23 protein-coding genes are annotated in these 21,246 nt (G+C 58.9%); 6 read left to right on the forward strand and 17 right to left on the reverse strand.

Annotated elements, in window-relative coordinates:
* Positions 1-249: 249 nt before the first annotated feature.
* Entirely contained in the window at positions 250-633 is a 384-nt protein-coding gene (locus NPS29_RS19265) for a winged helix-turn-helix transcriptional regulator (protein ID WP_274134346.1), read from the reverse strand.
* 87 nt (positions 634-720) lie between these two features.
* Between NPS29_RS19265 and NPS29_RS19270 the strand changes: the two genes are divergently transcribed.
* A complete protein-coding gene (locus NPS29_RS19270) occupies positions 721-1,890 on the forward strand; it encodes an alkene reductase (RefSeq protein WP_274134348.1) in 1,170 nt (389 codons plus the stop codon).
* 65 nt (positions 1,891-1,955) lie between these two features.
* On the opposite strand, the gene NPS29_RS19275 is transcribed toward NPS29_RS19270, so the two are convergent.
* The gene (locus tag NPS29_RS19275) at positions 1,956-2,666 is read right to left on the reverse strand and encodes an SOS response-associated peptidase family protein (protein ID WP_274134349.1); all 711 of its coding nucleotides are present in this window, start codon (positions 2,664-2,666) and stop codon (positions 1,956-1,958) included.
* Positions 2,667-2,763: 97 nt separating this feature from the next.
* Between NPS29_RS19275 and NPS29_RS19280 the strand changes: the two genes are divergently transcribed.
* Both NPS29_RS19280 and umuC read left to right on the forward strand, forming a co-directional pair.
* Positions 2,764-3,195 carry a LexA family protein gene (locus NPS29_RS19280; protein ID WP_274134351.1) on the forward strand — a complete coding sequence of 144 codons (432 nt, stop codon included), beginning with the start codon at positions 2,764-2,766 and terminating at the stop codon, positions 3,193-3,195.
* A complete protein-coding gene (umuC, locus tag NPS29_RS19285; protein WP_274134352.1) occupies positions 3,182-4,462 on the forward strand; it encodes a translesion error-prone DNA polymerase V subunit UmuC in 1,281 nt (426 codons plus the stop codon). The genes NPS29_RS19280 and umuC overlap by 14 nt, the downstream gene beginning before the upstream one ends.
* 106 nt (positions 4,463-4,568) lie before the next feature.
* Here umuC and NPS29_RS19290 read toward each other — a convergent pair whose 3' ends face one another.
* The 13 genes from NPS29_RS19290 to NPS29_RS19350 form a co-directional block, all read right to left on the reverse strand.
* Entirely contained in the window at positions 4,569-5,426 is an 858-nt protein-coding gene (locus NPS29_RS19290; protein ID WP_274134353.1) for an SDR family oxidoreductase, read from the reverse strand.
* A gap of 214 nt (positions 5,427-5,640) precedes the next feature.
* Positions 5,641-6,837, reverse strand: a complete 1,197-nt coding sequence (locus NPS29_RS19295) for a GAF domain-containing sensor histidine kinase (protein WP_274134354.1) — start codon at positions 6,835-6,837, stop codon at positions 5,641-5,643.
* 107 nt (positions 6,838-6,944) lie between these two features.
* Positions 6,945-7,169, reverse strand: a complete 225-nt coding sequence (locus NPS29_RS19300) for a DUF6555 family protein (protein ID WP_274134356.1) — start codon at positions 7,167-7,169, stop codon at positions 6,945-6,947.
* Positions 7,170-7,340: 171 nt separating this feature from the next.
* Positions 7,341-9,698: an FdhF/YdeP family oxidoreductase gene (locus NPS29_RS19305; RefSeq protein WP_274134358.1), complete on the reverse strand. Its 2,358-nt coding sequence runs from the start codon at positions 9,696-9,698 to the stop codon at positions 7,341-7,343.
* 13 nt (positions 9,699-9,711) lie between these two features.
* On the reverse strand, positions 9,712-10,809 hold the full coding sequence (locus NPS29_RS19310) for a catalase family protein (RefSeq protein WP_274134359.1): 1,098 nt from the start codon (positions 10,807-10,809) through the stop codon (positions 9,712-9,714).
* A gap of 85 nt (positions 10,810-10,894) precedes the next feature.
* The gene (locus NPS29_RS19315) at positions 10,895-13,099 is read right to left on the reverse strand and encodes a xanthine dehydrogenase family protein molybdopterin-binding subunit (RefSeq protein ID WP_274134360.1); all 2,205 of its coding nucleotides are present in this window, start codon (positions 13,097-13,099) and stop codon (positions 10,895-10,897) included.
* Entirely contained in the window at positions 13,099-14,085 is a 987-nt protein-coding gene (locus NPS29_RS19320; protein ID WP_274134361.1) for an FAD binding domain-containing protein, read from the reverse strand. The genes NPS29_RS19315 and NPS29_RS19320 overlap by 1 nt, the downstream gene beginning before the upstream one ends.
* A complete protein-coding gene (locus NPS29_RS19325) occupies positions 14,082-14,606 on the reverse strand; it encodes a (2Fe-2S)-binding protein (protein WP_274134362.1) in 525 nt (174 codons plus the stop codon). The genes NPS29_RS19320 and NPS29_RS19325 overlap by 4 nt, the downstream gene beginning before the upstream one ends.
* Positions 14,607-14,769: 163 nt before the next feature.
* Positions 14,770-15,201, reverse strand: a complete 432-nt coding sequence (locus tag NPS29_RS19330) for a DUF1810 domain-containing protein (RefSeq protein ID WP_274134363.1) — start codon at positions 15,199-15,201, stop codon at positions 14,770-14,772.
* Positions 15,202-15,314: 113 nt separating this feature from the next.
* Positions 15,315-15,485, reverse strand: coding sequence for a hypothetical protein (locus tag NPS29_RS19335; protein ID WP_274134364.1), 171 nt, complete (start codon positions 15,483-15,485; stop codon positions 15,315-15,317).
* 183 nt (positions 15,486-15,668) lie between these two features.
* A complete protein-coding gene (locus NPS29_RS19340) occupies positions 15,669-15,899 on the reverse strand; it encodes a hypothetical protein (RefSeq protein WP_274134365.1) in 231 nt (76 codons plus the stop codon).
* A 254-nt stretch (positions 15,900-16,153) separates the two neighbouring features.
* Positions 16,154-16,894 (reverse strand): DUF72 domain-containing protein, encoded by a 741-nt coding sequence (locus NPS29_RS19345; RefSeq protein WP_274134367.1) that lies wholly within the window; start codon positions 16,892-16,894, stop codon positions 16,154-16,156.
* Positions 16,891-17,316 carry a DNA methylase gene (locus NPS29_RS19350; RefSeq protein ID WP_274134463.1) on the reverse strand — a complete coding sequence of 142 codons (426 nt, stop codon included), beginning with the start codon at positions 17,314-17,316 and terminating at the stop codon, positions 16,891-16,893. Before NPS29_RS19350 ends, NPS29_RS19345 begins: the two co-directional genes overlap by 4 nt.
* A gap of 291 nt (positions 17,317-17,607) precedes the next feature.
* Here NPS29_RS19350 and NPS29_RS19355 point away from each other — a divergent pair, with 291 nt between their 5' ends.
* Entirely contained in the window at positions 17,608-18,831 is a 1,224-nt protein-coding gene (locus NPS29_RS19355; protein WP_274134368.1) for a zinc-dependent alcohol dehydrogenase, read from the forward strand.
* A gap of 20 nt (positions 18,832-18,851) precedes the next feature.
* Positions 18,852-19,073: a PLD nuclease N-terminal domain-containing protein gene (locus tag NPS29_RS19360; protein ID WP_274134370.1), complete on the forward strand. Its 222-nt coding sequence runs from the start codon at positions 18,852-18,854 to the stop codon at positions 19,071-19,073.
* A gap of 83 nt (positions 19,074-19,156) precedes the next feature.
* Here the strand turns inward: NPS29_RS19360 and NPS29_RS19365 are convergent, their stop codons facing one another.
* A complete protein-coding gene (locus tag NPS29_RS19365; RefSeq protein ID WP_274134371.1) occupies positions 19,157-19,600 on the reverse strand; it encodes a DUF421 domain-containing protein in 444 nt (147 codons plus the stop codon).
* 135 nt (positions 19,601-19,735) lie between these two features.
* Entirely contained in the window at positions 19,736-20,119 is a 384-nt protein-coding gene (locus NPS29_RS19370; protein ID WP_274134372.1) for a hypothetical protein, read from the reverse strand.
* 556 nt (positions 20,120-20,675) lie between these two features.
* Here NPS29_RS19370 and NPS29_RS19375 point away from each other — a divergent pair.
* Complete coding sequence (locus tag NPS29_RS19375) at positions 20,676-21,113, forward strand: short chain dehydrogenase (protein ID WP_274134374.1); 438 nt, start codon at positions 20,676-20,678, stop codon at positions 21,111-21,113.
* Positions 21,114-21,246: the final 133 nt, after the last annotated feature.

Below are 21,246 nucleotides of genomic sequence, written 5' to 3' on the forward strand. Positions count from 1 at the left end.
CTGCTGTCAACCACCTTTTTTCACCGCTGCCGATTCAGTGACCTGAACCGAAGCACCTCCTCGCTATCCTGAACGTCTAACTCGTTGATATTCAAGGAGTTTTCCGTTCCGACTGCGCCGGAAGTGGGGCGAATTATAGAGAGATTCGAGGGGGCGTCAACACTTAATGTGAACTTTCTATGAAATAGACAAAACACGAGGAAAATCAGGGGGTTTCTTCTGTTTATATGGGAAGCAAATGCCATCCCCTCAAGGCTCACCGCGATAACTGCGCAAGACGGCATCACAGGGCAACAGCTTATCGGCCTCCTCAAGCTCGTTGGCGTGATGAGTCCCCCACTCCATCAATGAATCAAGCACCGGACGGAAGCTTTCACCCAAGGGGGTCAGGAAATACTCGACAGCTTGTTTCTCATCCGCAACGGATTGACGACAAACCATTCCATGCTCTTCCAGTGCCCTGAGCTGCTCGATCAGAACCTTTTGAGAGATTCCCACGATGCGCTTTTCCAGTCCGCGAATGCGCTGCGGCCCATCGAGCAGTGCATGGAGAATCACTGCCTTCCAACGCCCGGACAATACCGCCAGCGCGCGCTCCACCGGCAGGCCAGGCAACTTGTTGAGTATCTTCATCTGCGTTTGCTCACCAAAGGGTGTGTGGATCGGACACCCCGCAAAAAATTAGTCTCCAGGCTGGTAACTCACTGAAGGAAGACCACTATGGCAGACCTGTTTGATCCCCGACACCTGGGTAACTCGCTTACGCTTGGCAACCGCATCGTCATGGCCCCAATGACCCGCACGCGCACCTCAGAGGGTGATGTGCCCAATGCATTGATGGCCACCTACTACGGACAACGCGCCGGAGCGGGACTGATTATTGCCGAAGCCACCGACATTGACCGATCAGCCAAAGGCTATGCAATGACGCCGGGCATCTACACGCAAGCGCAAAAAGAGGGCTGGCAACTGGTGACCGATGAAGTCCATCGCAAGGGAGGAAAAATCTTCCTGCAGCTTTGGCATGTGGGCAGGATGTCTCATCCCTCCATTCATCATGACGGTCAAGCGCCACGCGGGGTGACGGAAGAACGCGCCGAACATTCGGATGTCTTCGTCCACGACGACAACGGCAAATTGGGGTACATCCGCGCAGGGGTTCCCCGGCGCATGGAAACCAGTGAAATCGAGTCTCTGGTATCGGACTTCTCCCGTGCATTTGAGAACGCCCACCAGGCGGGCTTCGATGGTGTCGAGATCCACGCGGCGAACGGCTACCTTTTCGACCAGTTCATGAACTCGGCGCTGAATACTCGCGATGACCGATACGGGGGAAGCACGGTCGAGAATCGCGCGCGCTTCCTGATGGAGGTCGTTGATGAAGCAATGCGCATCTTCGGAGAAGGACGAGTTGGCGTACGCCTGGCACCATTCGGCAGGTTCAACTCGATGCCGGCAGACCCGCTTACCGAGCAGACACTGCTTTATGTGTCCGAGCACCTGGCGCGGCGCAATGTGGCGTACATGCACCTGGTCTACGAACTCATGCCCACCGAGAACATGGAGAATGCAGAGTTCAAGCAGAGCTACCTTGACCACGGTCTTTTGACCAAGGTCAGGGCTGCCTTTGACGGAGCGATCATCTGGTGTGGTGGTTTCGCCTCCAGGGAGAGTGCCCAGGCTGCCCTGGATACGGGGCTTGTGGACCTGATCGGTTTTGGCAGGCCCTACATCGCAAATCCAGACCTTGATCAGCGACTCAAACAGGGCTGGGAATTAAGCGAGGCAGATCGCTCCACCTATTACACACGCCGTGGCGAGGTGGGATTCACGGATTTTCCTTCTTATGTAAATGAGGATCAGCACGTCGCAGACTCTATCAGTCAGTAACGTTTCGATTGGAGGGCCAGGATCAGAGGCCTGGCCGTTCCTGTTGTTCAGCTTCGCCTTTGTGCTCATTCATCTGGATCGTCATCCTCCATCAAAGGACCAATCAACCCCTCTCCCTGATTGCGCACATTCCCCACGTCCTTCCCCACTTTGAACCAGGTGAATTCTTCGGTCGCCCGGCAACACTCCTTCACAATCTCCGCCGCCCGCACCGGTGACGTCTGCGGATCGACCCATTCCCTGGCATGCTCGGGGCTCAGCACCACCGGGCGGCGATCGTGAATGTCGATCATGCCCTGGTCGCTGTCTGCAGTGATGATCACGAACCCGTCCCTCTCGTCCGGCTCTAACCCGGCATGCACCTCGGCCAGCGCGGCGAAGAACATCGGCTGCTCTTCCTTCAAGCGAATGTAGTACGGCTGCTTGCGCTTGGGATCATTCGGATCTTTCACCCATTCGAACCAGCCGTTCGCCGGCGCCAGGGCGCGCCCGTTCGGCCACAGCTGTTTGAAGAACCTGCCGGTCAATGCCGTTTCGACGCGAGCGTTGATGGGATCTGGCCGATTGCCCCTGGCCCAGAACGGTGACCACCCCCAACGTACCTTGTCGACGCTCAACCCCTCGCCCACGGGCCGGATGATTTCGACCCGAGTAGTCGGCGCGACGTTGTAGCGTTCGATCGGCCAGAGGTCATAGCCGTTGATGACCAGTTGCGCGGAAGCAAGCGCCTTGAGGTAGTGGTCCATCGGCTCATAGATCGAGTAGCGTCCACACATGCTGTCACCCGTCGAAATTTCCTACATATGAGATTGACCGCAAGCGGGCTAGATCGTTAACTGTATATACATACAGCTAACGCATGCAAGGTGCATCATGAGTGTTTCCATCCTCGGCCCAGTGGCCGCCAGCGGCGAAAGGTTTCCCCTTTATTCGTTCCAGGTGCCCGCCGGGTTTCCCTCGCCAGCTGCGGACCATATCGAGAAACACATTTCTCTGGATGAGCTGTTCGAGATCCGCGCGCCCCATGTCTATCTGGCGAAGATCGAGGGCGACAGCATGCAGGGAGCGGGGATCTACAGCGGTGACCTGGTCATCGTCGACCGCAGCCTGTACGCCGAGCACGGTGACATCGTGATTGCGGCGCTCAATACCGAGCCTGTCTGTAAACGCCTGCACATGCGTGAGAACGAGGTGATCCTGATGTCGGAAAACCCCAGATATCCGGCACGGCATGTGATGGAAGGCGATGAGCTGGTGATCTGGGGCGTGGTCAAGTACAGCATCCGCGATCATGACAAAGCCTGAGCCCGTCTTCGCGCTGATCGACTGCAACAGCTTCTACGCAAGTTGCGAGCGCGTGTTTCGCCCGGATCTGGCCAGGACGCCCATCGTGGTGCTGTCGAACAATGACGGTTGCGTCATCGCCCGCAGCTACGACGCCAAGCCCTTCGTGAAAATGGGCCAGCCCTACTTCCAGATCAGGGACCACCTGCGCAGCAACGGCGTCGTCGCGTTCAGCAGCAACTACGCCCTGTACGGCGACATGAGCGAACGGGTGATGACCATCATCGAGTCGATGGTGCCGGCGCTGGAGGTGTACAGCATCGACGAGGCCTTCGCCGACCTCACCGGTATTCCCGGCGATCTGACTGCATTCGGCCGGCAGATCCGGGCCACGATCTATAAACGCACCAGCATTCCGGTCGGCGTCGGCATCGCCCGCACCAAGACCCTGGCCAAACTTGCCAACCACACCGCCAAGCGATTGCTGGACAGGACCGGTGGCGTCGTCGACATCTGCGATCCGTTCAAGCGTGACTGGACCCTGCGCAACACCGACGTGGGCGAAGTGTGGGGCATCGGAAAACGCATGAAGGCGCACCTGGAAAGCATGGGCATCAAGACCGCGATGGACCTGGCCAAGGCGGACTCATGGACGTTGCGCCACAAATTCAGCGTGGTGATCGAGAAGACCGCCCGCGAACTGGCCGGCACGCCCTGCCTGGAGCTGGGTGAAGCCGAACCGCCGAGGCAGGAAATCTGCTGCAGCCGAATGTTCGGCGACCGAGTGACCACCATCGAGCCTATAAAAGAAGCGGTGGCCACCTACACCCATCGCGCCGCAGAAAAACTTCGTGGGCAAAATTCGCTGTGCAAGAAGATCCGGGTCAGCATTCGCACCGGGATGTTCAATCCCGACGAGGCCAAGTACGCCAACGCCGCATTGGTGGAGCTGCCCTACCCCACGAATGACGTGCGCCTGATGACCAAGGCGGCGACCGAGGCAGTCAACCGTCTGTTCAGGGAAGGCTTCAAATACAGCAAGGCAGAAGTGCTGTTGATGGATCTGCGTCAACCAGGGGAATTTACCGATGATCTGTTCACGGCAGCGCAACCTGAGGCTTGCGGGAAAATAATGAGGGTCCTGGACCGGATCAACGACCGCTGGGGGCGCGGCACCTTGCGCGTGGCGACGGTGCCGCCGTCTCCGGATTGGGCGATGCGCCAGGATCTGCTGAGTGCACGGTTCACGACGAATCTGGGTCAACTGTTCACGGTGAAGTGTTATTGAAACGCTCGTCAATCAACGACCGACAGGCGCCAGTCCGGCAGTGAACAGCAATGTCCACCGCCGGAAGGCGCCTGTTTCATCGAACCGTCAAAACCGTGATACCCGGTTACAGAATCGGTTTGCCACCTGTCACGCCATACCGCGTACCCGAGATGTAACTGCCTTCATCTGACGCCAGAAGCACATAGATCGGTGCGACTTCCACAGGCTGGCCCGGCCGCCCCAGGGGCGTGTTTTTCCCGAAGTGGGTAATGTCATCTTCTGTCATCGTCGACACGATCAAAGGCGTCCAGATCGGACCTGGGGCAACGCTGTTGACCCGGATGCCGCGCGGCCCCAGAGACTGTGCGAGCCCGGCGGTGAAGTTGGCAATAGCGCCCTTGGTGGTGGCATAGGCCAGCAGCGACGGACTCGGCGAATCGGAATTGACCGAACTGGTGTTGATGATCGAGCTGCCCGCCGGCATCGAGGGCAGTGCGGCTTTGCAAATTCGAAACATGGCGGTGATATTGATATCGAACGTCTTCACCCATTCCTCATCCGGGATATCCTCGAACGTCTCATGGGTCATCTGGAAGGCCGCATTGTTCACCAGCACGTCGATGCGCCCGAACTTCTTGACCGTGTCGTTCACGATGGCTGAGCAATGCGCCTTGTCGGCGAGATCGCCCGGCAACAGGATGCATTGCCTGCCCGCCTCCTCCACCCAACGGGCGGTTTCTTTCGCGTCTTCGTGCTCATCGAGATAGGAGATCGCGACATCGGCGCCTTCACGGGCGAACGCAATCGCCACCGCTCGACCGATCCCGCTGTCTGCGCCGGTGATCAAGGCGATCTTGTTCGCCATACGACCTGAACCCTTGTAGCTTTTTTCACCGCAATCGGGATACGGGTCCATCTTGCTTTGATCGCCGGGTACGGGTTGTTTCTGTGACTTGAACGGTGGGGTTGGATAGTTGCTCATGATTGTCGTCCTCGGTATGCGATCGGATTCTTCACTGTGAAAAGTGGAGTCCGCCCGCAACCTCCGAGTTCGTTCTTTTTGTCGCTCGCATGCGCCAACGGTTGGCGCACCTCTGCATGACAACAGGTGCATGCCAGGCTCACATCGCAGGAATTGTCATTCTGCAGCGCCCAGCCGCTGGACATCAGGTCTCCTTTTACGACCGCCTACAGAATCAGTAGACCCATTTGATGGTGCTGGGAAATCGTGCGACGAAAGCGGTACCCGCTTCGAGGGTGGAGGTCACTTGCAGGGTGCCGCCATGGGCTTCGGCGATCTGCGAGGCAATGTACAAGCCCAGGCCCAGACCCTCTCCGCGTTGGCCGGCTTCCGAGCGAGTGAACGGCTCGAACAACAGCGGCATCAAGCGCTCGGCAATCGGCGGCCCCTGGTTGAGCACTGAAATGACCACGTCCGCATCTTCACACCACGCCTGAACCCGTATGGGGGACGACCTGGCCCCATGGGTCACCGCGTTCCCTACCAGGTTCGACAACAGTTGGGTGATTCGCAGCGAGTCGCAATAGATGCCGCCCGGCAGATCAAGGGCGTGAGTAATCTGCGCCTCGGGGCTGGACATCTGCACTTCACGCAGCGCCAGTTCAAGGATGGGCCCCAGATCATCCACCAGTTGTCGTTTGACAGGAATTCCGCCGCCCATCCGCCCACGCGCAAAATCGAGGACGTTTTCGATCAGCATGCCCATGCGCACAGAACTGTTGCGGATGGCTGCGATGAGGTTCAGTGAGCGCTTTTCCGTGGTTCGGCTTTCCAGCAATTCCGAGCTCATCCGGATGGCGCTCAGGGGCGTACGCAAGTCATGGCCCAACACTGCGACGAACTGGTCACGCAAGCGCCCATGCTCCTTGGCTGCCGCCAACGCGAGTTGCGTGGCCTCCAGATTGTTCTGCGAATCAAGGCTCATGGCGATCAACTGAGCGAACAGGGTCAGCGTCTTGACGATGGCGGGCTCTTCCAGATTGGCAGGCACCGAATCGATAGCGCATAGCGTGCCGAAGAACTCTCCGTCACCCATGATGATCGGGATCGAGATGTAGCTTTCCAGGCCGTAGGTCCTGGGCGTGTGGTGCGTTGAAAACAGCGGATGCTCACTGGCGTTGCCGAAAATCACCGGCGTCCTGTGCTGACGTATCTCGTGACAGATGGTGGATTCGAGCACCAGCTCGCCACCAGGCTTGAGGCCGAAATCGATGGAATCATCCACCGCGCAGGCGACCCAGTTCTTGTCGGTGACCCGCGCAACAGCGGCAAAGCGCATGCCCGTCATGTGCTTGACCATGCTCAGGATCACGGGCACCGCGCCAATGGCATGGACCGCTGCAACGTCAGCAGAGAAATCCGAACGAGTCATGTGCACCGGCCCCCTCATCTGAAAGTCTGCCAAGACTACAACGAACGTCGCCCGGCAAGAAGATCGTTCACAGTTTGAGCGTTCCGGAGGGGCCGAGGTGAAACCTGTTACGCCTTGTGCCATTCCACATTGGTGATGCCGTGCTTCTCCGCCTGAGGCTTGCTCAGTCTGGACACGGGGTCGGTCCGGTACTTGGGCAACTGCCCGATCCCAGCGTCAACCGTGGCCCAATGCCAGGCTTCGGCATTGTCCATCTTCGCGGCCCGAATGTAGAAAGTCTTGTAAGCGCCCTGCAGCAGATAGTCGATTCGGTAATGGTGTTCCTGCGCCATGTTTTCTCTCCGTGGCAAAGACATTCACCCCTCACAGATCGTCCTACAATAAAAAAATTCCCTTTTTAAAACAGATCATTACGCTTTCCACTCAGGTGAGTGGTGCAAGCGTCATGAAGTGTTTCAAATGACTGGCAAAGCTCACGCGCAGAAGCCTGTAGGGCGCTGTTCTCACTCCCGGACCTGATCGCCATCAGGGATTTCGTTCCGGCGATTCTGCTCTGTCGGCAGCGCCGCGTGCAGGCTCACCGGGACGGATTTGGCAGCGGGCACCTTGCTGCGTTCGGCGTGGTGCCAGAGTGGCACCAGTGGGTTGGACTCGGGGTAGTAAGACGCTGCACAGCCCTCGGGTATGTCGTAGTCGATGATCTGGAATGGCCCCACTTCACGACGGACCTCGGGCTCGATGGCGGTGCGCAACGTCACCCACTGCCCCGGCGCGAAGCCCAGGCGAACGATATCGTTACGATTGAGAAAGACCACGCTGCGGGTGCCGTGCACGCCACGGAAGCGGTCGTCGTAGCCATAGACCGTGGTGTTGAACTGGTCATTGCTGCGCAGCGTCATGAGTTGCACCACGTCGCGCCGATCAGTCCCCAGCGATACATCATCATCTTCATCCAGTCGGGATGGCGTCTTGAACTGCGCCTTCCCAGACTCGGTCGCCCACTTGCGCTGGGCCGCCGGGAGCGGGCGATGGAAACCACCCTCCTCCCACATCCGGGTTTCCATGTCGTGGAAAATCTCGGGGTAAATGTCGGCGATGGCCTGACGCACCTTCACATAGTCCCGGCGCCAGTCATCCCAGGGGATGCGCACCTCGTCACCGAGAGTCGCCTGGGCCAGCCCGGCAATGATCGCGGCTTCCGAGCGCAACTGCTCGGCGGCGGGCTGCGCGTGCCCCTGCCAGGCGCGGATGCATCCGGTACTGTCTTCGGTGGTGTAGACCTGCGGCGTGCCGTCCTGCTGGTCGATTTCAATCCGGCCCAGGCACGGCAGCAGCCAAGTGTGTTGCCCCGCAAACAGATGCGTACGGTTGAGTTTGGTTGCGACCTGCACGTTCAGCGTCAGCCCTTTCCAGGCGGGCTCCATGCGGTCAGTGTCGGGGACGGCGCGCAGGAAATTCCCACCCAGGCCGATGAAGCCTTTGACGCTGCCATCCTGGATGCCCTTGCAGGTATCGACGGTAGCGAGGCCTTTCTTGCTCGGCACCTTGAAGCCGAATCGCGCCTCGATCCTGTCCTTGGGCACCTTGGCCGGGTCTTCAGTAATGCCCACTGTGCGCTGGCCCTGAACATTGGAATGCCCACGAACCGGGCAGATCCCCGCGCCCGGCTTGCCGATATTGCCGCGCAGCAACAGCAGGTTCACCAGCATCTGCACATTGCCCACCCCGTGGCGGTGCTGGGTCATGCCCATGCCGTAAATGATCATGACCTTCTGACTTCGCGCGTAGACGGTGGCAGCTGCCTCCATGGATGAACGACTCAACAAAGAGCGCTGTACAAGGTCGTCCCAGGAGTAGCCATCGACCTGCGCCACAAAGGCGTCGAAACCCTCGGTGTGTTCGGCGATGAAGGCATGATCCAGCACAGGCTGGGCGCCTGCTTCCATCGCCTGCCGATCCATGAACAACAGCGCCTTGGCGATGCCCATGACCGCCGCCGTATCGCCACCAATCGCGACCTGATGGTATTGCGTGCTGATGGCCGTCGATGAAGGGCCGAGCATCTCGCTGACCGACTGTGGATTGACGAAGCGCTCCAGCCCACGCTCGCGCAGGGGGTTGAAGATGATGATGGGCACGTGACGCCTACGAGCCTCCTGCAGCGGATGCAGCATGCGCGGGCTGTTGCTGCCCACGTTCTGGCCGAAGAAAAAGATGCAGTCGGTGTGCTCGAAATCGGCGAGGGTCACCGTTCCCACCGGCACGCCAATGCTTTCCTGCAAGCCAACCGACGTGCTCTCGTGGCACATGTTCGAGCTGTCCGGCAGGTTGTTGGTGCCGTATGCGCGGGCGAACAACTGGTACATGAAGGAGGCTTCCAGTGACGCGCGGCCCGAGGCGTAGAAGGCCACCTCGTCCGACGCCAGCTGTTTGAGCTGGACGCCGATGGCAGCATAGGCCTCCTCCCAGGTGGTCGGCACGTACTGATCGATTTGCGCGTCATAGCGCAAGGGGTGGGTCAGCCGCCCGTGCTGTTCAAGATCGTAATCGCTCCATCCACGCAGCTCGCTCAGGGTGTGCCGGGCGAAGAAATCCGCGTCCGTGCGCAGTGACGTCAACTCCCAGGCCGTGGCCTTGGCGCCGTTCTCACAGAATTCCAGCGCATGGGGGTTGCCAGGTTTGGCCCAGGCGCAGCTGACGCAGGCAAAACCCTTGGGTTTGTTCTGCTTCATCAGCGCCGCGGGCGCCTTGCCCAGCGCCTGCTCACGCCAAAGAATGCTCATGACGGAATGCGCCGAACCCCAGCCTCCCGAGGCATTCTTGTAGGGATGGAAATGCGCGGTCGGGTGGATAAGCTGCATGCAAAGACCTCAATCAGCGGGGTTCGTGAATCGGGCAACCGTTGTGACTGCCGCGAAACTCAGACGACATCTCGTAGGAAGGTTTGCGCACCCGCATCACACCACCCAAGGGTCTGTGGGCCGCCAGGCCATGCCAGGGGCTGAAGGCCATGCCATCGTCGATCTCCCGGACTTTCTGCTCGTCCCACGCCGCCTGCGGATCAACCTCGACCCGCGCCACGGTGACGTAAGGGCTGAGGTCTTCCGGCCATTGCACGGAGGCATCTTCGATGGGCATCTTTTCGATATCGGTCGCCAGTTGCACTTGCAGCTCCCAGACGCCGCCTTGCTGACTGAAATACTCGCTCACCGCTGCCCGAAGCCCGTCCGGGTTGTCGCCGAAGTCCACGTGCAGGTCAGTGAGTGCGGTCAAGGATGGCGACACCGGTACCATGGCCAGCTTGGCGTAATAGGGCCCGTAGAGAATCGGCGCGACAGTGGAAAAACTCTCGCCCAGAATGTGGGTTTGCGGATGGCCGCCGAGGCTCTTCAAGGTGCCGCTTTCGCCGCCCATGGATTCGATGGTCGACTCCACACCCCGCAGTACTGCCGACAGTGCCTTCTTCATGCCCGGCGCCTTGTCGGTGGTCTTGGCCAGCAGCTTCAAGGTCTTCAGGAATGCCTTGGGCGTGGCGGCAGTAAACGCCTTGGCGTTCTGCATGACGAAGTCCTGTGTCACCTCACCTTCGCTGCCCGGCAGACGCAGGCCATCGACACCCACCAGCTTGATTGCCAGACCGCGCGGCGTTGAAACCTTGTCATCGAGGATGTCCCCGGGATTGGTCGAGAACCGCAGAAAAGCGGTCAGTGTGCCGGGGCGGGCGAACGCGCCCTGTGCCAGCTCCGGCGGAAGGTTGTCGAGCACTGTGACCCGCCCTTTGAGCAAGCCATGGCCCTTGGCGTGAACGCTGCGATTGGCATGGCCGTTGTCTTTGAAGGTGGTTTCCATGATCGAGTGGAGCGTTTCGGCCAGCTCCTTGCTGGTCTGCGCTTCATCGTCAGGAATCTGCTCGAACGACGCGTCAAAGGGCAACGGCGCGGTCGCGGGACGTGTAACGGGAAGATCGTTCATCGGGCCATCTCCATCAGGTTGGAAAGCACATCACGGGTACACAAATCTCACACTCGGGTGCCATGCATCCGGGTGTTGTTCGCAGTCACTGCAGCAGCTTGTCGAGCGTCACGGGAAAATCGCGCACCCGCTTGCCAGTGGCATGGAACACGGCATTGGAAACCGCCGCAGCCACGCCGACGATGCCAATCTCGCCCACGCCCTTGGAGCCCAGGTCGTTGACGATGTCGTCCTCTTCCTCGACGAAAAACGCATCAATGTCACCGATGTCGGCGTGGACCGGGATGTGATATTCGGCCAGGCTGTGATTCATGAAACGACCGAGCGTGTGATCGCTCAGGGTGTCTTCCTGCAGCGCCATGCCCAGGCCCCAGACGACGCCGCCCATCAACTGGTTCTGCGCTGTCTTCGGGTTGATCACACGCCCTGCTGCAACCGCGCTGACCACACGGCTGACCTTTATGGTGCCGAGGTCCTCATCGACCCGCACTTCGACGAACACCGCAGAGTGAGTCGCCGTGGCAAACCCGCTGCGCTTGGTGCTGGGCTCTGCATCGACCTGGACTTCCAGTGCGCCGCCTTCGCAATGGGCAACCACTTCGGCGATGGCAAAACGCTGATCCCCGGCGTGCACGAACCCGTCCCCGAAGCCGATCTGCTCCACCGGAACATCAGCCACCTCGGGATGCAGCCGACGCAGCGCTTCCAGCACCTGGGTGCGCAAGATCAGGCACGCCTGCCTCACGGCGGAACCGACCGAAGAAACCGTGAAGGAGCCGCCCTGCAAAGGCGCGGTGGGCAGCGAGGAATCGCCCAGGATGAATGTCACGTCTTGCGGCATGACCCCGGCCGCATCAGCGGCGATCTGGGTCATGACGGTGTAGGTGCCGGTGCCGATATCCGTGGTGGCACTGCTGACGGTCAGCTTGCCGGCGGCATCGATTCGCGCCTTGGCGCTGGCCTTCATCTGCATGGCTTCCCAGACGCCGCCTGCGACACCCCAGCCGATCAGCTCCCGCCCCTGGCGCATGCTGCGAGGCACCGGATTGCGGTGGCTCCAGCCAAAGCGTTCGGCGCCCTGGTCGTAGCAAGCCAGCAGCGCCTTGCTCGAATACGGCTTGCCCTCGTTGCCGTTACTGTCGGCGAAATTGACGCGGCGCAGTTGCAGGGGATCGATGCCTGCCGCACAGGCCAGTTCGTCCAGTGCGCCTTCCAGCGCGATCACGCCTGACGCAGCACCCGGCGCACGCATGTCCAGCGGGGTGTAGACGTCGAGCGGCACCAGTTGATAATTCAGCGCCACGTTGTTGCAGCGATAGAGCATGCCGCTCCATTCGACCAGGTGCTCGGTGAAGTCCTCGAAGCGTGAGGTCTGCCCGATCGCGTCGTGCCCGATCGCCATAAGGCGGCCGTTGGCATCCGCGCCCAGTCGCAGCCGCTGTGAGGTGCGTGGCCGATAACCGAAGGTGAACATCTGCTGCCGGGTCAGGGTCACGCGGACCGAGCGTTTCAGCGCCAGGGCCGCCATCACTGCCAGTGGCAACTGATACTGGGGGCGCAGGCCCGAGCCGAACGCGCCGCCGACAAAGGCTGCGAGGATTCGGATCTTGTCCTTGGGCAGGTCGAAAATCTTGTGCAGGTAATCCTGACAGTTCTGAGTGCCTTGGGTCTTGTCGTGAATCTCAAGGCTGCCATCGGGCTTGTAGAGTACCGTCGAGGCGTGGGGCTCCATCGGGTTGTGGTGCTCCACCGGCGTGGTGTAGGTCACGTCCACCTGGGTGGCGGAGTCCGCAAAATGCCGGGCGAAATCGCCTCGCGGTTTTGGCGTTTCGGCCGGGGCTTTGTGTGCGTGGTCGAGGGCGGCATCCAGATCGGTCTGGTGCGGCTCTTCTTCATAGCGAATGCGCAAAAGCGAGCCAGCGTAGCGCGCCATTTCCAGCGTCTGCGCCACAACCAGCGCCAATGGCTGGCCGCTGTACAACACTCGGTCGTTATAGAGCGGGCGAAACGCGGAGCCTTCGGCCGAGTCGGCATCGCTGTAGTCATCGTCGTAGCTGGACAGCCGCGGCCGGTTGCGGTGGTCGAGAATCAGCACCACGCCCGGCACATTGAGGGCCTCGCGGGTATCGATATCGAGCACACGGCCTTTGGCGATGGTGCTGGACACCACGCTGCCGAACAGCAGCCCGTCCTCGGGGTATTCACCCGCATACCGCGCCTTGCCCGTTACCTTGGCCACGCCATCTACCCGATCCAGTGGCTGGCCCACCGCAGCATTGAATGTGTTCATCAGGCATTCCCTCCAATGGCGGCGTCGCTCAAGGCACGCACGATTGCACGATGGGCGAGCCGGACCTTGAAGGCGTTATGGGTCAGCGGCTGGGCATCGCGCAGCAACAAGTCAGCTGCGGCGGTGAAGGTCTCGCGGGACACCGGCTTGCCCACCAGCGAGGCCTCGACGGCCTTGTCACGCCACGGCTTGTGCGCGACTCCGCCCAGCGCCAGCCTGGCCTGGCGAACGGTGTCGCCATCAAGCTCCAGCGCTGCCGCCACGGAAACCAGGGCAAAGGCATAGGACGCACGATCACGAATTTTCAGGTAGCGATGGTGGGCGATGAACTGAGGGGGCGGCAGCTCGATGGACGTGACCAGTTCATCGTCAGCCAATTGATTGTCCCGCTCAGGCGCGTCTGCAGGTAAACGATGGAAGTCGGCAAATTCGATACGCCGTTTTCCGGCCTTGCCTTCGACATGGACCACAGCGTCAAGCGCCGCGAGCGCGACGCACATGTCGGATGGATGGGTAGCGACGCAGGCATCGCTCGCCCCGAGGATCGCGTGGATACGGTTCAAGCCCGAACGCGCCGGACACCCGCTGCCCGGCTCGCGCTTGTTGCAGGGCGAACCGGTGTCGTAGAAGTAGTAGCAACGCGTGCGCTGCAAGAGATTGCCACCGGTGCTCGCCATATTCCGCAGTTGCGGGGACGCACCGGCAAGGATGGCCTGGGACAGCAACGGATAACGCTGTTCGATCAACGGATGCCACGCCAGATCAGCGTTACTCACCAACGCGCCGATGCGCAGTCCGCCATTGGGCAGTTCCTCGACCTCATCAAGGCCCAACCCGGTGATGTCGATCAGCCGACCGGGGCGGACCACGTTCTCCTTCATGAGATCGACCAGATTGGTGCCGCCGGCGATGAACCGGGTCGTGGCGTCGGCCAGGTTGATCGCCTCACTGACATCCCGAGGCCGGGAATAGTTAAAAGGCATCATGATTGCGCCCCTCCCTGCCCCAATTCCCCACCGCTGTGAGGCAACGCTTCCTCAACCGCGGCGATGATGTTGGTGTAGGCACCGCAGCGGCAGAGGTTGCCACTCATCAGTTCCTTGATGTCGTCCCGGTTATTCGCCCGCCCCTCGCGGGCAAGGCCGACGGCAGAACAGATCTGCCCCGGCGTGCAGTAACCGCACTGGAAGGCATCGTGCTTGATGAACGCCCGCTGCATCGGATGCAGCTCATCCCCCGTGGCGAGCCCTTCAACCGTAGTCAGCTCGGCGCCATCGCACATCACGGCCAACGTCAGGCAGGCATTGATGCGCTTGCCATCACGCAACACCGTGCAGGCACCGCACTGCCCGTGGTCGCAACCCTTTTTGGTGCCGGTCAGGTCGAGCTCGTCCCGAAGCAGATCGAGCAAGGTCACCCACGGGGGAATGTTCAGCGTTCGGTGATCGCCGTTCAGAGTGAACGCGATGGAATGTAGCTCGACGCCGGTGGAAGGACTTGGGCTCATGGTGACCTCACGGTAGGTAAGCAATGCGCGCAGTTCGCTGCGTCTTGCTGGTACGACTGGGAGGTTGGCTTAAACGTTCAGCCTTTCTGGACGGGCGACCGTTTGGGTGGGATCGTGGGGATCATAATTGCGCGCTCCACTCACCCGTTCCAGTCCAAGGTTACTACCGAGAGGCCTGGAGCAACTGGATTGTCCTGTCATCCGGCTCTGCGTCAAAGAATTGATCGAGTGCTCGCTGAAACAAGGCGGATTCCGAATGCGCCTCGTTGAACAATGTCAGGCACGAGCGCAGCTTCAGATGATCTGGCGAGCCGAAAATCTCAAATGCGCTCAAATTGCGATGCTCAAGAAGAGTTTGCACGCACTCATCAAGGCGCGGCCCGAGCAATGGATGGGCGAGATAGGCACGAGCCTCGTCCATGTTGGTGATGCCAAAGCGCATCGCGGTTTCGCTTCTGCCCAACCCCTTTAGCTGCGGGAAAACGAACCACATCCAGTGGCTCGTCTTACGGCCTGCCCGCAGTTCATCCATGACTCGGCGGATAACCGGGCGCTGCGCATCAATAAATCGCGAGAGATTGAAAGAGTCGTTCATGCTGCGATTCCCAGGCATAGCATCAAGCAATGCGGATATCCTCGCCCCCATTGGCACCCGTTGAGGCCCGAGAGCGCCCTAACTAGACGTCGGTGTCACTGCCGGGTGTTTTCCTAACGCTCGGCGTCTACCTCGCCATCGGGATCCGGCTCGATTTCCTCGTCGTCCGCCTCAACAGACTCTCCATTCCTATTAGAGGATTTAGAAGAAGGCTTTTGGGGATCGTTGATGAACGGAACGCGGCTGGGGCCTTGTTCTTCAAGCCCTTCAGTTTTTGGTTGCATGCTGACTCCTCCACTTGTGAGCTTTAGAAGATTCATGAATCCATACGTTCACACTAATTGGTGAGAGGGTCGCTTGCTTGCACCCAAAGTTTCGCGGGCGACTGGTAGCAGATGACTTGGCCGACAAGTGGTGAGAATGGCGGTTCATATGAGCCCGCCACACCATCATTGACGCTTTTACCCTCAGCGTTGCGGTGGATGCTCCTGAGACACGGAGTCGTTGGCTTCTACGTCTGACATGTCCTCATCTATCAGGATGTCCCCGTCGAGGATTGGCGCCGGTTCGTTGTCCTTAGAGTCGCCCTCGTCGCTGCCAGGAGGCGGATTGGGCATCACGTCAGGACGACCTGGTTCCAGTGGCTTGATCGCGTCATTGGCATCTCTGTCATCACCGGGTATTGCGGAACTGTTCATAAGCACCTCGCTCGACCACGAAAGAGTCGCGATCTACAGGTTTCGAAAGCGCTTTGTGCTTCCCGTTCGATGAAGTTCTCGAACGGTCATTATCCAGTGTTAGATCGCGAACTCCGCTACCTGTAGACCCTCAGATGAGTAGGCTCGGACTGCTGGAAGGTACGCAAAGGTGCAAGACCTGAAGATCGCCACGTACAACGTGAATGGCTTAGGCACGACAATCGAGTGGATGCCGACGCTTGCCTCTGCGGTTCCTACTCATCGCGGCCACCGATCCTTAACAACCGTTGCATGAGCAGCGCGTTGCCAAGGGCCGCATCGCGTGCAGTATTGTCGAAAATACACCAGGTCGGCACGTCCTCCGGCATCGCCTCAATCCTCTTCGCGAGGTGTTCAAGCCAAGGTGTGTCATAAGCGCTGTAGTAAATTCTCGGGGCTCCGTGCAGGCGCCAATATCGGACTCCCGGCCAGCCACCAGGCTGCGCGCCATTACTCAACCTGACAGGATCAGCCGCCACTTGCCCTATGTGTTGATCAACGAGAAGCTCGTTAGCGTTTGCCCATGACTCATGACGCGGCTCGATCACCACATGCCCTGAAAAGCGAGCTCTCAGCGAGTCGAAGAAGCGGCCTGCGACCCGGGCATCGAATGAGAGTGAAGGCGGGAGCTGGATCAGCAGGCAGCCGAGCGCGCTACCCAGTGCAGTGACCTCCGACAAGAATTTATCAAGCAGCTCTGAGCAGTCCACGAGCCGACTCTCGTGGCTGATCGACTTGGGCATTTTCACTGAGAAGCGGAAATCGCTGCTTACCGATGATGCCCACTTCGCATAAGTTGCGGGTCTATGTGGGCGATAGAAGGAGCTGTTGATCTCAACAGCGCCCAGCCGTAGTGCGTAACGTTGCAGATGCGTACCTGCGTCTTCAAATTCAGGCGCGAACTCCCGTGCCAGCTTCCAGCCAGCGCACCCTACGTAAATCCCTGCGGTATTCAAAACAGCACCTGTTGCGCGTCGCGCATGAAGATCTCAACCGTCTTAGGGCCAATGCCTTCGAATTCTTTGAGCCTTGCCTCAAACTCAGATCGGTCTTTGCTGGCCTCAAGAATGTTCAGCACTTTCCCACCGTAGTCGCGCGTCAAACGCTCGCTCAGCTTGAGTAGTCGGTTGGCGGTAGATTCGTCGTAACGGGTGTAACGGCCCTCTCCCAGCATCCTCACCAACTGGCCGTGCGTACATGCCGCAAGCTTGCCAGGCGTGTCACGATGGTGTTTCTCGACGATGATCCTGTAGGCCTGAGCGGCAACGTCACCTCGAATTCTCTTCCCCATCAAAAAACTTGCGATGAGCCACTTGAATAGTGCCTCTTCGGCTTTGTTGGCAAGGTCGATGTTTAGGTCTGCGGCACCAATCACCATCGTTTGTTCCTCAATGAGCAACACGGTCATATGTATGGCTGATATGACTTCTTGATCATCCCGCCAAGGGGCGAAAATCAGGATGCCCCTTGAGAACGCATAAACACTCGCCGGATCTTGGGCCGAGCCTTTCGCGTTATGTTCATTTGAAGCGACGAACAGTCTCAAAAGAATGGTTTCACCAGCCAGCTGATTTTAATCGCAAGGTTGCGGCTATCCGAAGGCATGAACTTAACGGACGCTCCATAGCTCCGCTCTTTAGAGGCCACACTAAACAGCGGAGAAAACAATATGCGAGCTCTCACCTATCACGGTGCCCATGACGTCAAGGTCGACACCGTTCCCGACCCGATCATCGAGGCGCCGGACGACATCATCCTAAGGGTCACCGCAACGGCGATCTGCGGTTCAGACCTGCACCTGTATCGCGGCAAGATCCCGACCGTCGAGCACGGCGATATCTTCGGCCATGAATTCATGGGCATCGTCGAAGAGACAGGCTCAGGCGTGACGGCCGTCCAACCGGGGGATCGCGTTGTAATTCCGTTCGTGATTGCCTGCGGAGACTGCTTCTTCTGCCAGCAGGATTTATTCGCGGCCTGTGAAACGACAAATACCGGTCGTGGGGCGATCATGAACAAGAAAGCGATCCCGCCGGGCGCAGCGCTGTTTGGATTCAGCCACATGTATGGCGGTATTCCGGGTGGCCAGGCTGAATATGTGCGTGTGCCGAAAGCCAACACCGGGCCGTTCAAGGTTCCGGGCACATTGGCGGATGAGAAGGTACTGTTCCTCTCGGACATCCTGCCTACTGCGTATCAGGCGGTGACGAATACCGGCATCGGCCAAGGCTCCAGCATTGCCATCTATGGCGCTGGCCCGGTCGGCCTCCTTTGCGCAGCGGTTGCCCGCATGCTCGGGGCCGAGCGCATCTTCATGGTCGACCACCACCCCTACCGACTCGCTTACGCGCAACAGACTTATAACGTGATCCCAGTCAATTTCGATGAAGACGACGACCCTGCTGACACGATCATCCGGCAAACCCCAGGCATGCGCGGGGTCGATGGCGTAGTGGACGCTGTCGGCTTTGAAGCCAAAGGCAGCACCACTGAAACCATCCTCGCCACTCTCAAACTCGAAGGCAGCAGCGGCAAGGCGCTACGCCAATGTATCGCGGCAGTACGGCGCGGGGGCACCGTCAGCGTGCCGGGCGTCTACTCCGGCTTCATTCACGGGTTCCTGTTTGGGGATGCGTTCGATAAGGGGTTGACGTTCAAGATGGGCCAGACTCACGTGCAGCGCTTCCTGCCAGAGCTGCTTGAGCACATCGAGCTGGGACACATCTCTCCTGAAGCGATCATCACCCACAGGATGTCCTTGGAGCAGGCCGCTGAAGGCTACAAGATTTTCGACAAGAAACAGGAAGATTGCCGCAAGGTCATTCTTACGCCGGGCAGGAACGATGTTGTAATGCCGGAAACGGATTCCCCGGCTGCGATACCCGCTGTTTAATCAGGGAATGGAGGTGCTAAATGGAACTGACCGCTATCTGGTGGATATTGGCACTCGTCCTCCTGCTGGTTGATATCTGGGCAATCGCCAGCGTCTGGCGAACGAGCAAATCATCTGGCACCAAGGCAGGATGGGCCTTACTCATCCTGGTTCTGCCCGTGATCGGGTTGGCCATATGGGGAATCGCCGGGCCACGCGGCGTTGCTGAACCACCTACATCCAAAGAGCACAGCAAAGGCTGATTGGCCAGGATATGCTTCTGCAGCCTGCGGTAGGCTGCAGATGTGTGCGCATCGCTTTTCAAGAAGTATGAAGCGACAGCCAGTCACTCGTTGCGGATGATAGAAATCTTCCCATTGCGCTCGATAATCGCGAACTTGATCTGATCAACGCTTTCCACCCCCGGGCCTAATCGAGCAGCCTGCATGACGTCATCCTCTTGCACCCGCGCTTCGTGCATCCGGTGCCGCAGGAACACTCCATTCTCGACGATGATTGTTGGCCCACCATCGATAAGCTTTCCGATGCGTTTAGAGCGCCTCTTGAGAAGCGAGAAACCGATATCAATGGAAAGCAGCGTCACGATCACCAAAACGGCATTAGTGATTGAGAAGTCGTCGCCCAAGAGTGCCTGCTGAGTCGCTTCTCCAATAATCAATAAAAGGACGAAGTCGAAAGATGTCATTTCCCCCAAGGCTCTTCGTCCAGAAATCCGAAAGAGCACCATCAGTGCGAGATAAATGGCGGCTGCCCGCAAAACTGCGTCCATTTCGCACCTATGGATAGATGAATTGAGTGAGTGAAACTTTCCCACCGCCGTCGATGGCGATCTCGCTTTTGACAACACCTACGCCGTCGCTGCGCCAAGCCAAGTACAAAGCGCTTTCACCTTGAGAGTCTCCCATCAACCGGAGGCGCAGCCCTGCCGGCTACCTGTAGAACCCACGGGCTGGGGTTGCATTGAGTCAATGCTAAAGCCCTCAAGCATATCCTCAGAAATGAAGACAGTATGGGTCTGGCCTGGAACCCCACGACTATGGATGATCATCGGATTGACCGCACCGCTGCGGTGGAACCTCTCGTACTCGACCACTAGGTCTTTTGCCGAAGAGGTAGCCGTGGCCGAACTAAGGGCTCCATGCGAAAACAGACCGCAAAGCGTCAGGGCGACGACGATGACTAGGGCATACCAGCCAATGCGTTCAAAACGCCAAATCCGCCGCTGAAGCGCGATATCTTCATCAACGGGATAACACCTGTCGAGCATCTCTCGTTCGTGAGTGTCCATCTGGCTCGCTCCATGTAACTTCCGTTCCTGAAACATAAACGCACCTGTCAGCCCTATCCCATTTCACGGAGCCAGCCGTCAAGGCTCACCCCATTGCGTGTTGAAGGGATGGGAAGATTCGAGCGCAGACGGGTTGGAACACAACGAAATCGCCAGGTTCGTAAGGTAGTTCTGCACCTGCTCCACGAGCCTTTCCGACATTTTTGTGGTGGACGTTCAGAACCATAGCACCCGCTGAAGCTGCCAAGCCCTCAGTAGCGTCCGTGCAAGCATCCAACACCACAACCAGCCGGACTGGCATGCCATTTAGGGCTGGGTGATTGGCGGCTTCGATTATGGAAATCACGCACTGGTGAATCAGAAAGGTTTGGCGTAATTGGCTATTTGCTGTGAACTCGAAATTAAATCTCATCCGAATCTGCCCCGTTTTGTGCCGCCAGGCATTTTCTCGGACTGGCTTTGCGCCGGAAGTGACATTGGAACCACCCTTGATCCAGGAATAGGAACGTTCCCGCCACGCAGTACCTCTATCCTTCACTAACTGGAGGAATGATTTATGAACAACCCCACAGGCATGAAGACAGGTGAGCGATACATCATTGAAAACGTAGAGGGTGCTCCAGAATTCAGGGGGTTCTTTCTAGACGGCAAATACTTCCTTCATCCAGAGCTCCTAACCGCCGTCGGCTGGATGGATGGCGACCAGTTTATGGTTGATCAGGTGAGCTCCGTTGGGGAGTCAGCTTTTCCAGGCGGGCTGGCAGGCACAATTATCGACCTGACCCTCAAGCTGAAGGACGGTACAACACTCACATTGGCGGAGGTTGAAGTATCAGCCCAGGTCGATGACCCCGCAGATCAGTCATCTGATCAAGCCAATCAGCGCCTTGCCATTCAAAACCCAGCTCAAGCCTTCCTAATTGCGACCACTGCCGCCATGGTCGTTGTTGGGTACATCGTTGGCAGGCTTATAGAAACCCGTCGAGGACGCTAATCGGACGTTCGACAGAGCGAAAATCTCATGACTGCTAATTTGAGGATCCTGCAAGGCAGCGCCTCGGTACTGCACAACGTCAACGTTTCGACGGCAATTCGCTTGGCACGAACTCTCGCTCAACCTCGGTTCT

Origin of the sequence: Pseudomonas putida, assembly GCF_028682175.1 — a bacterium.
Lineage (GTDB): Bacteria > Pseudomonadota > Gammaproteobacteria > Pseudomonadales > Pseudomonadaceae > Aquipseudomonas > Aquipseudomonas putida_AD.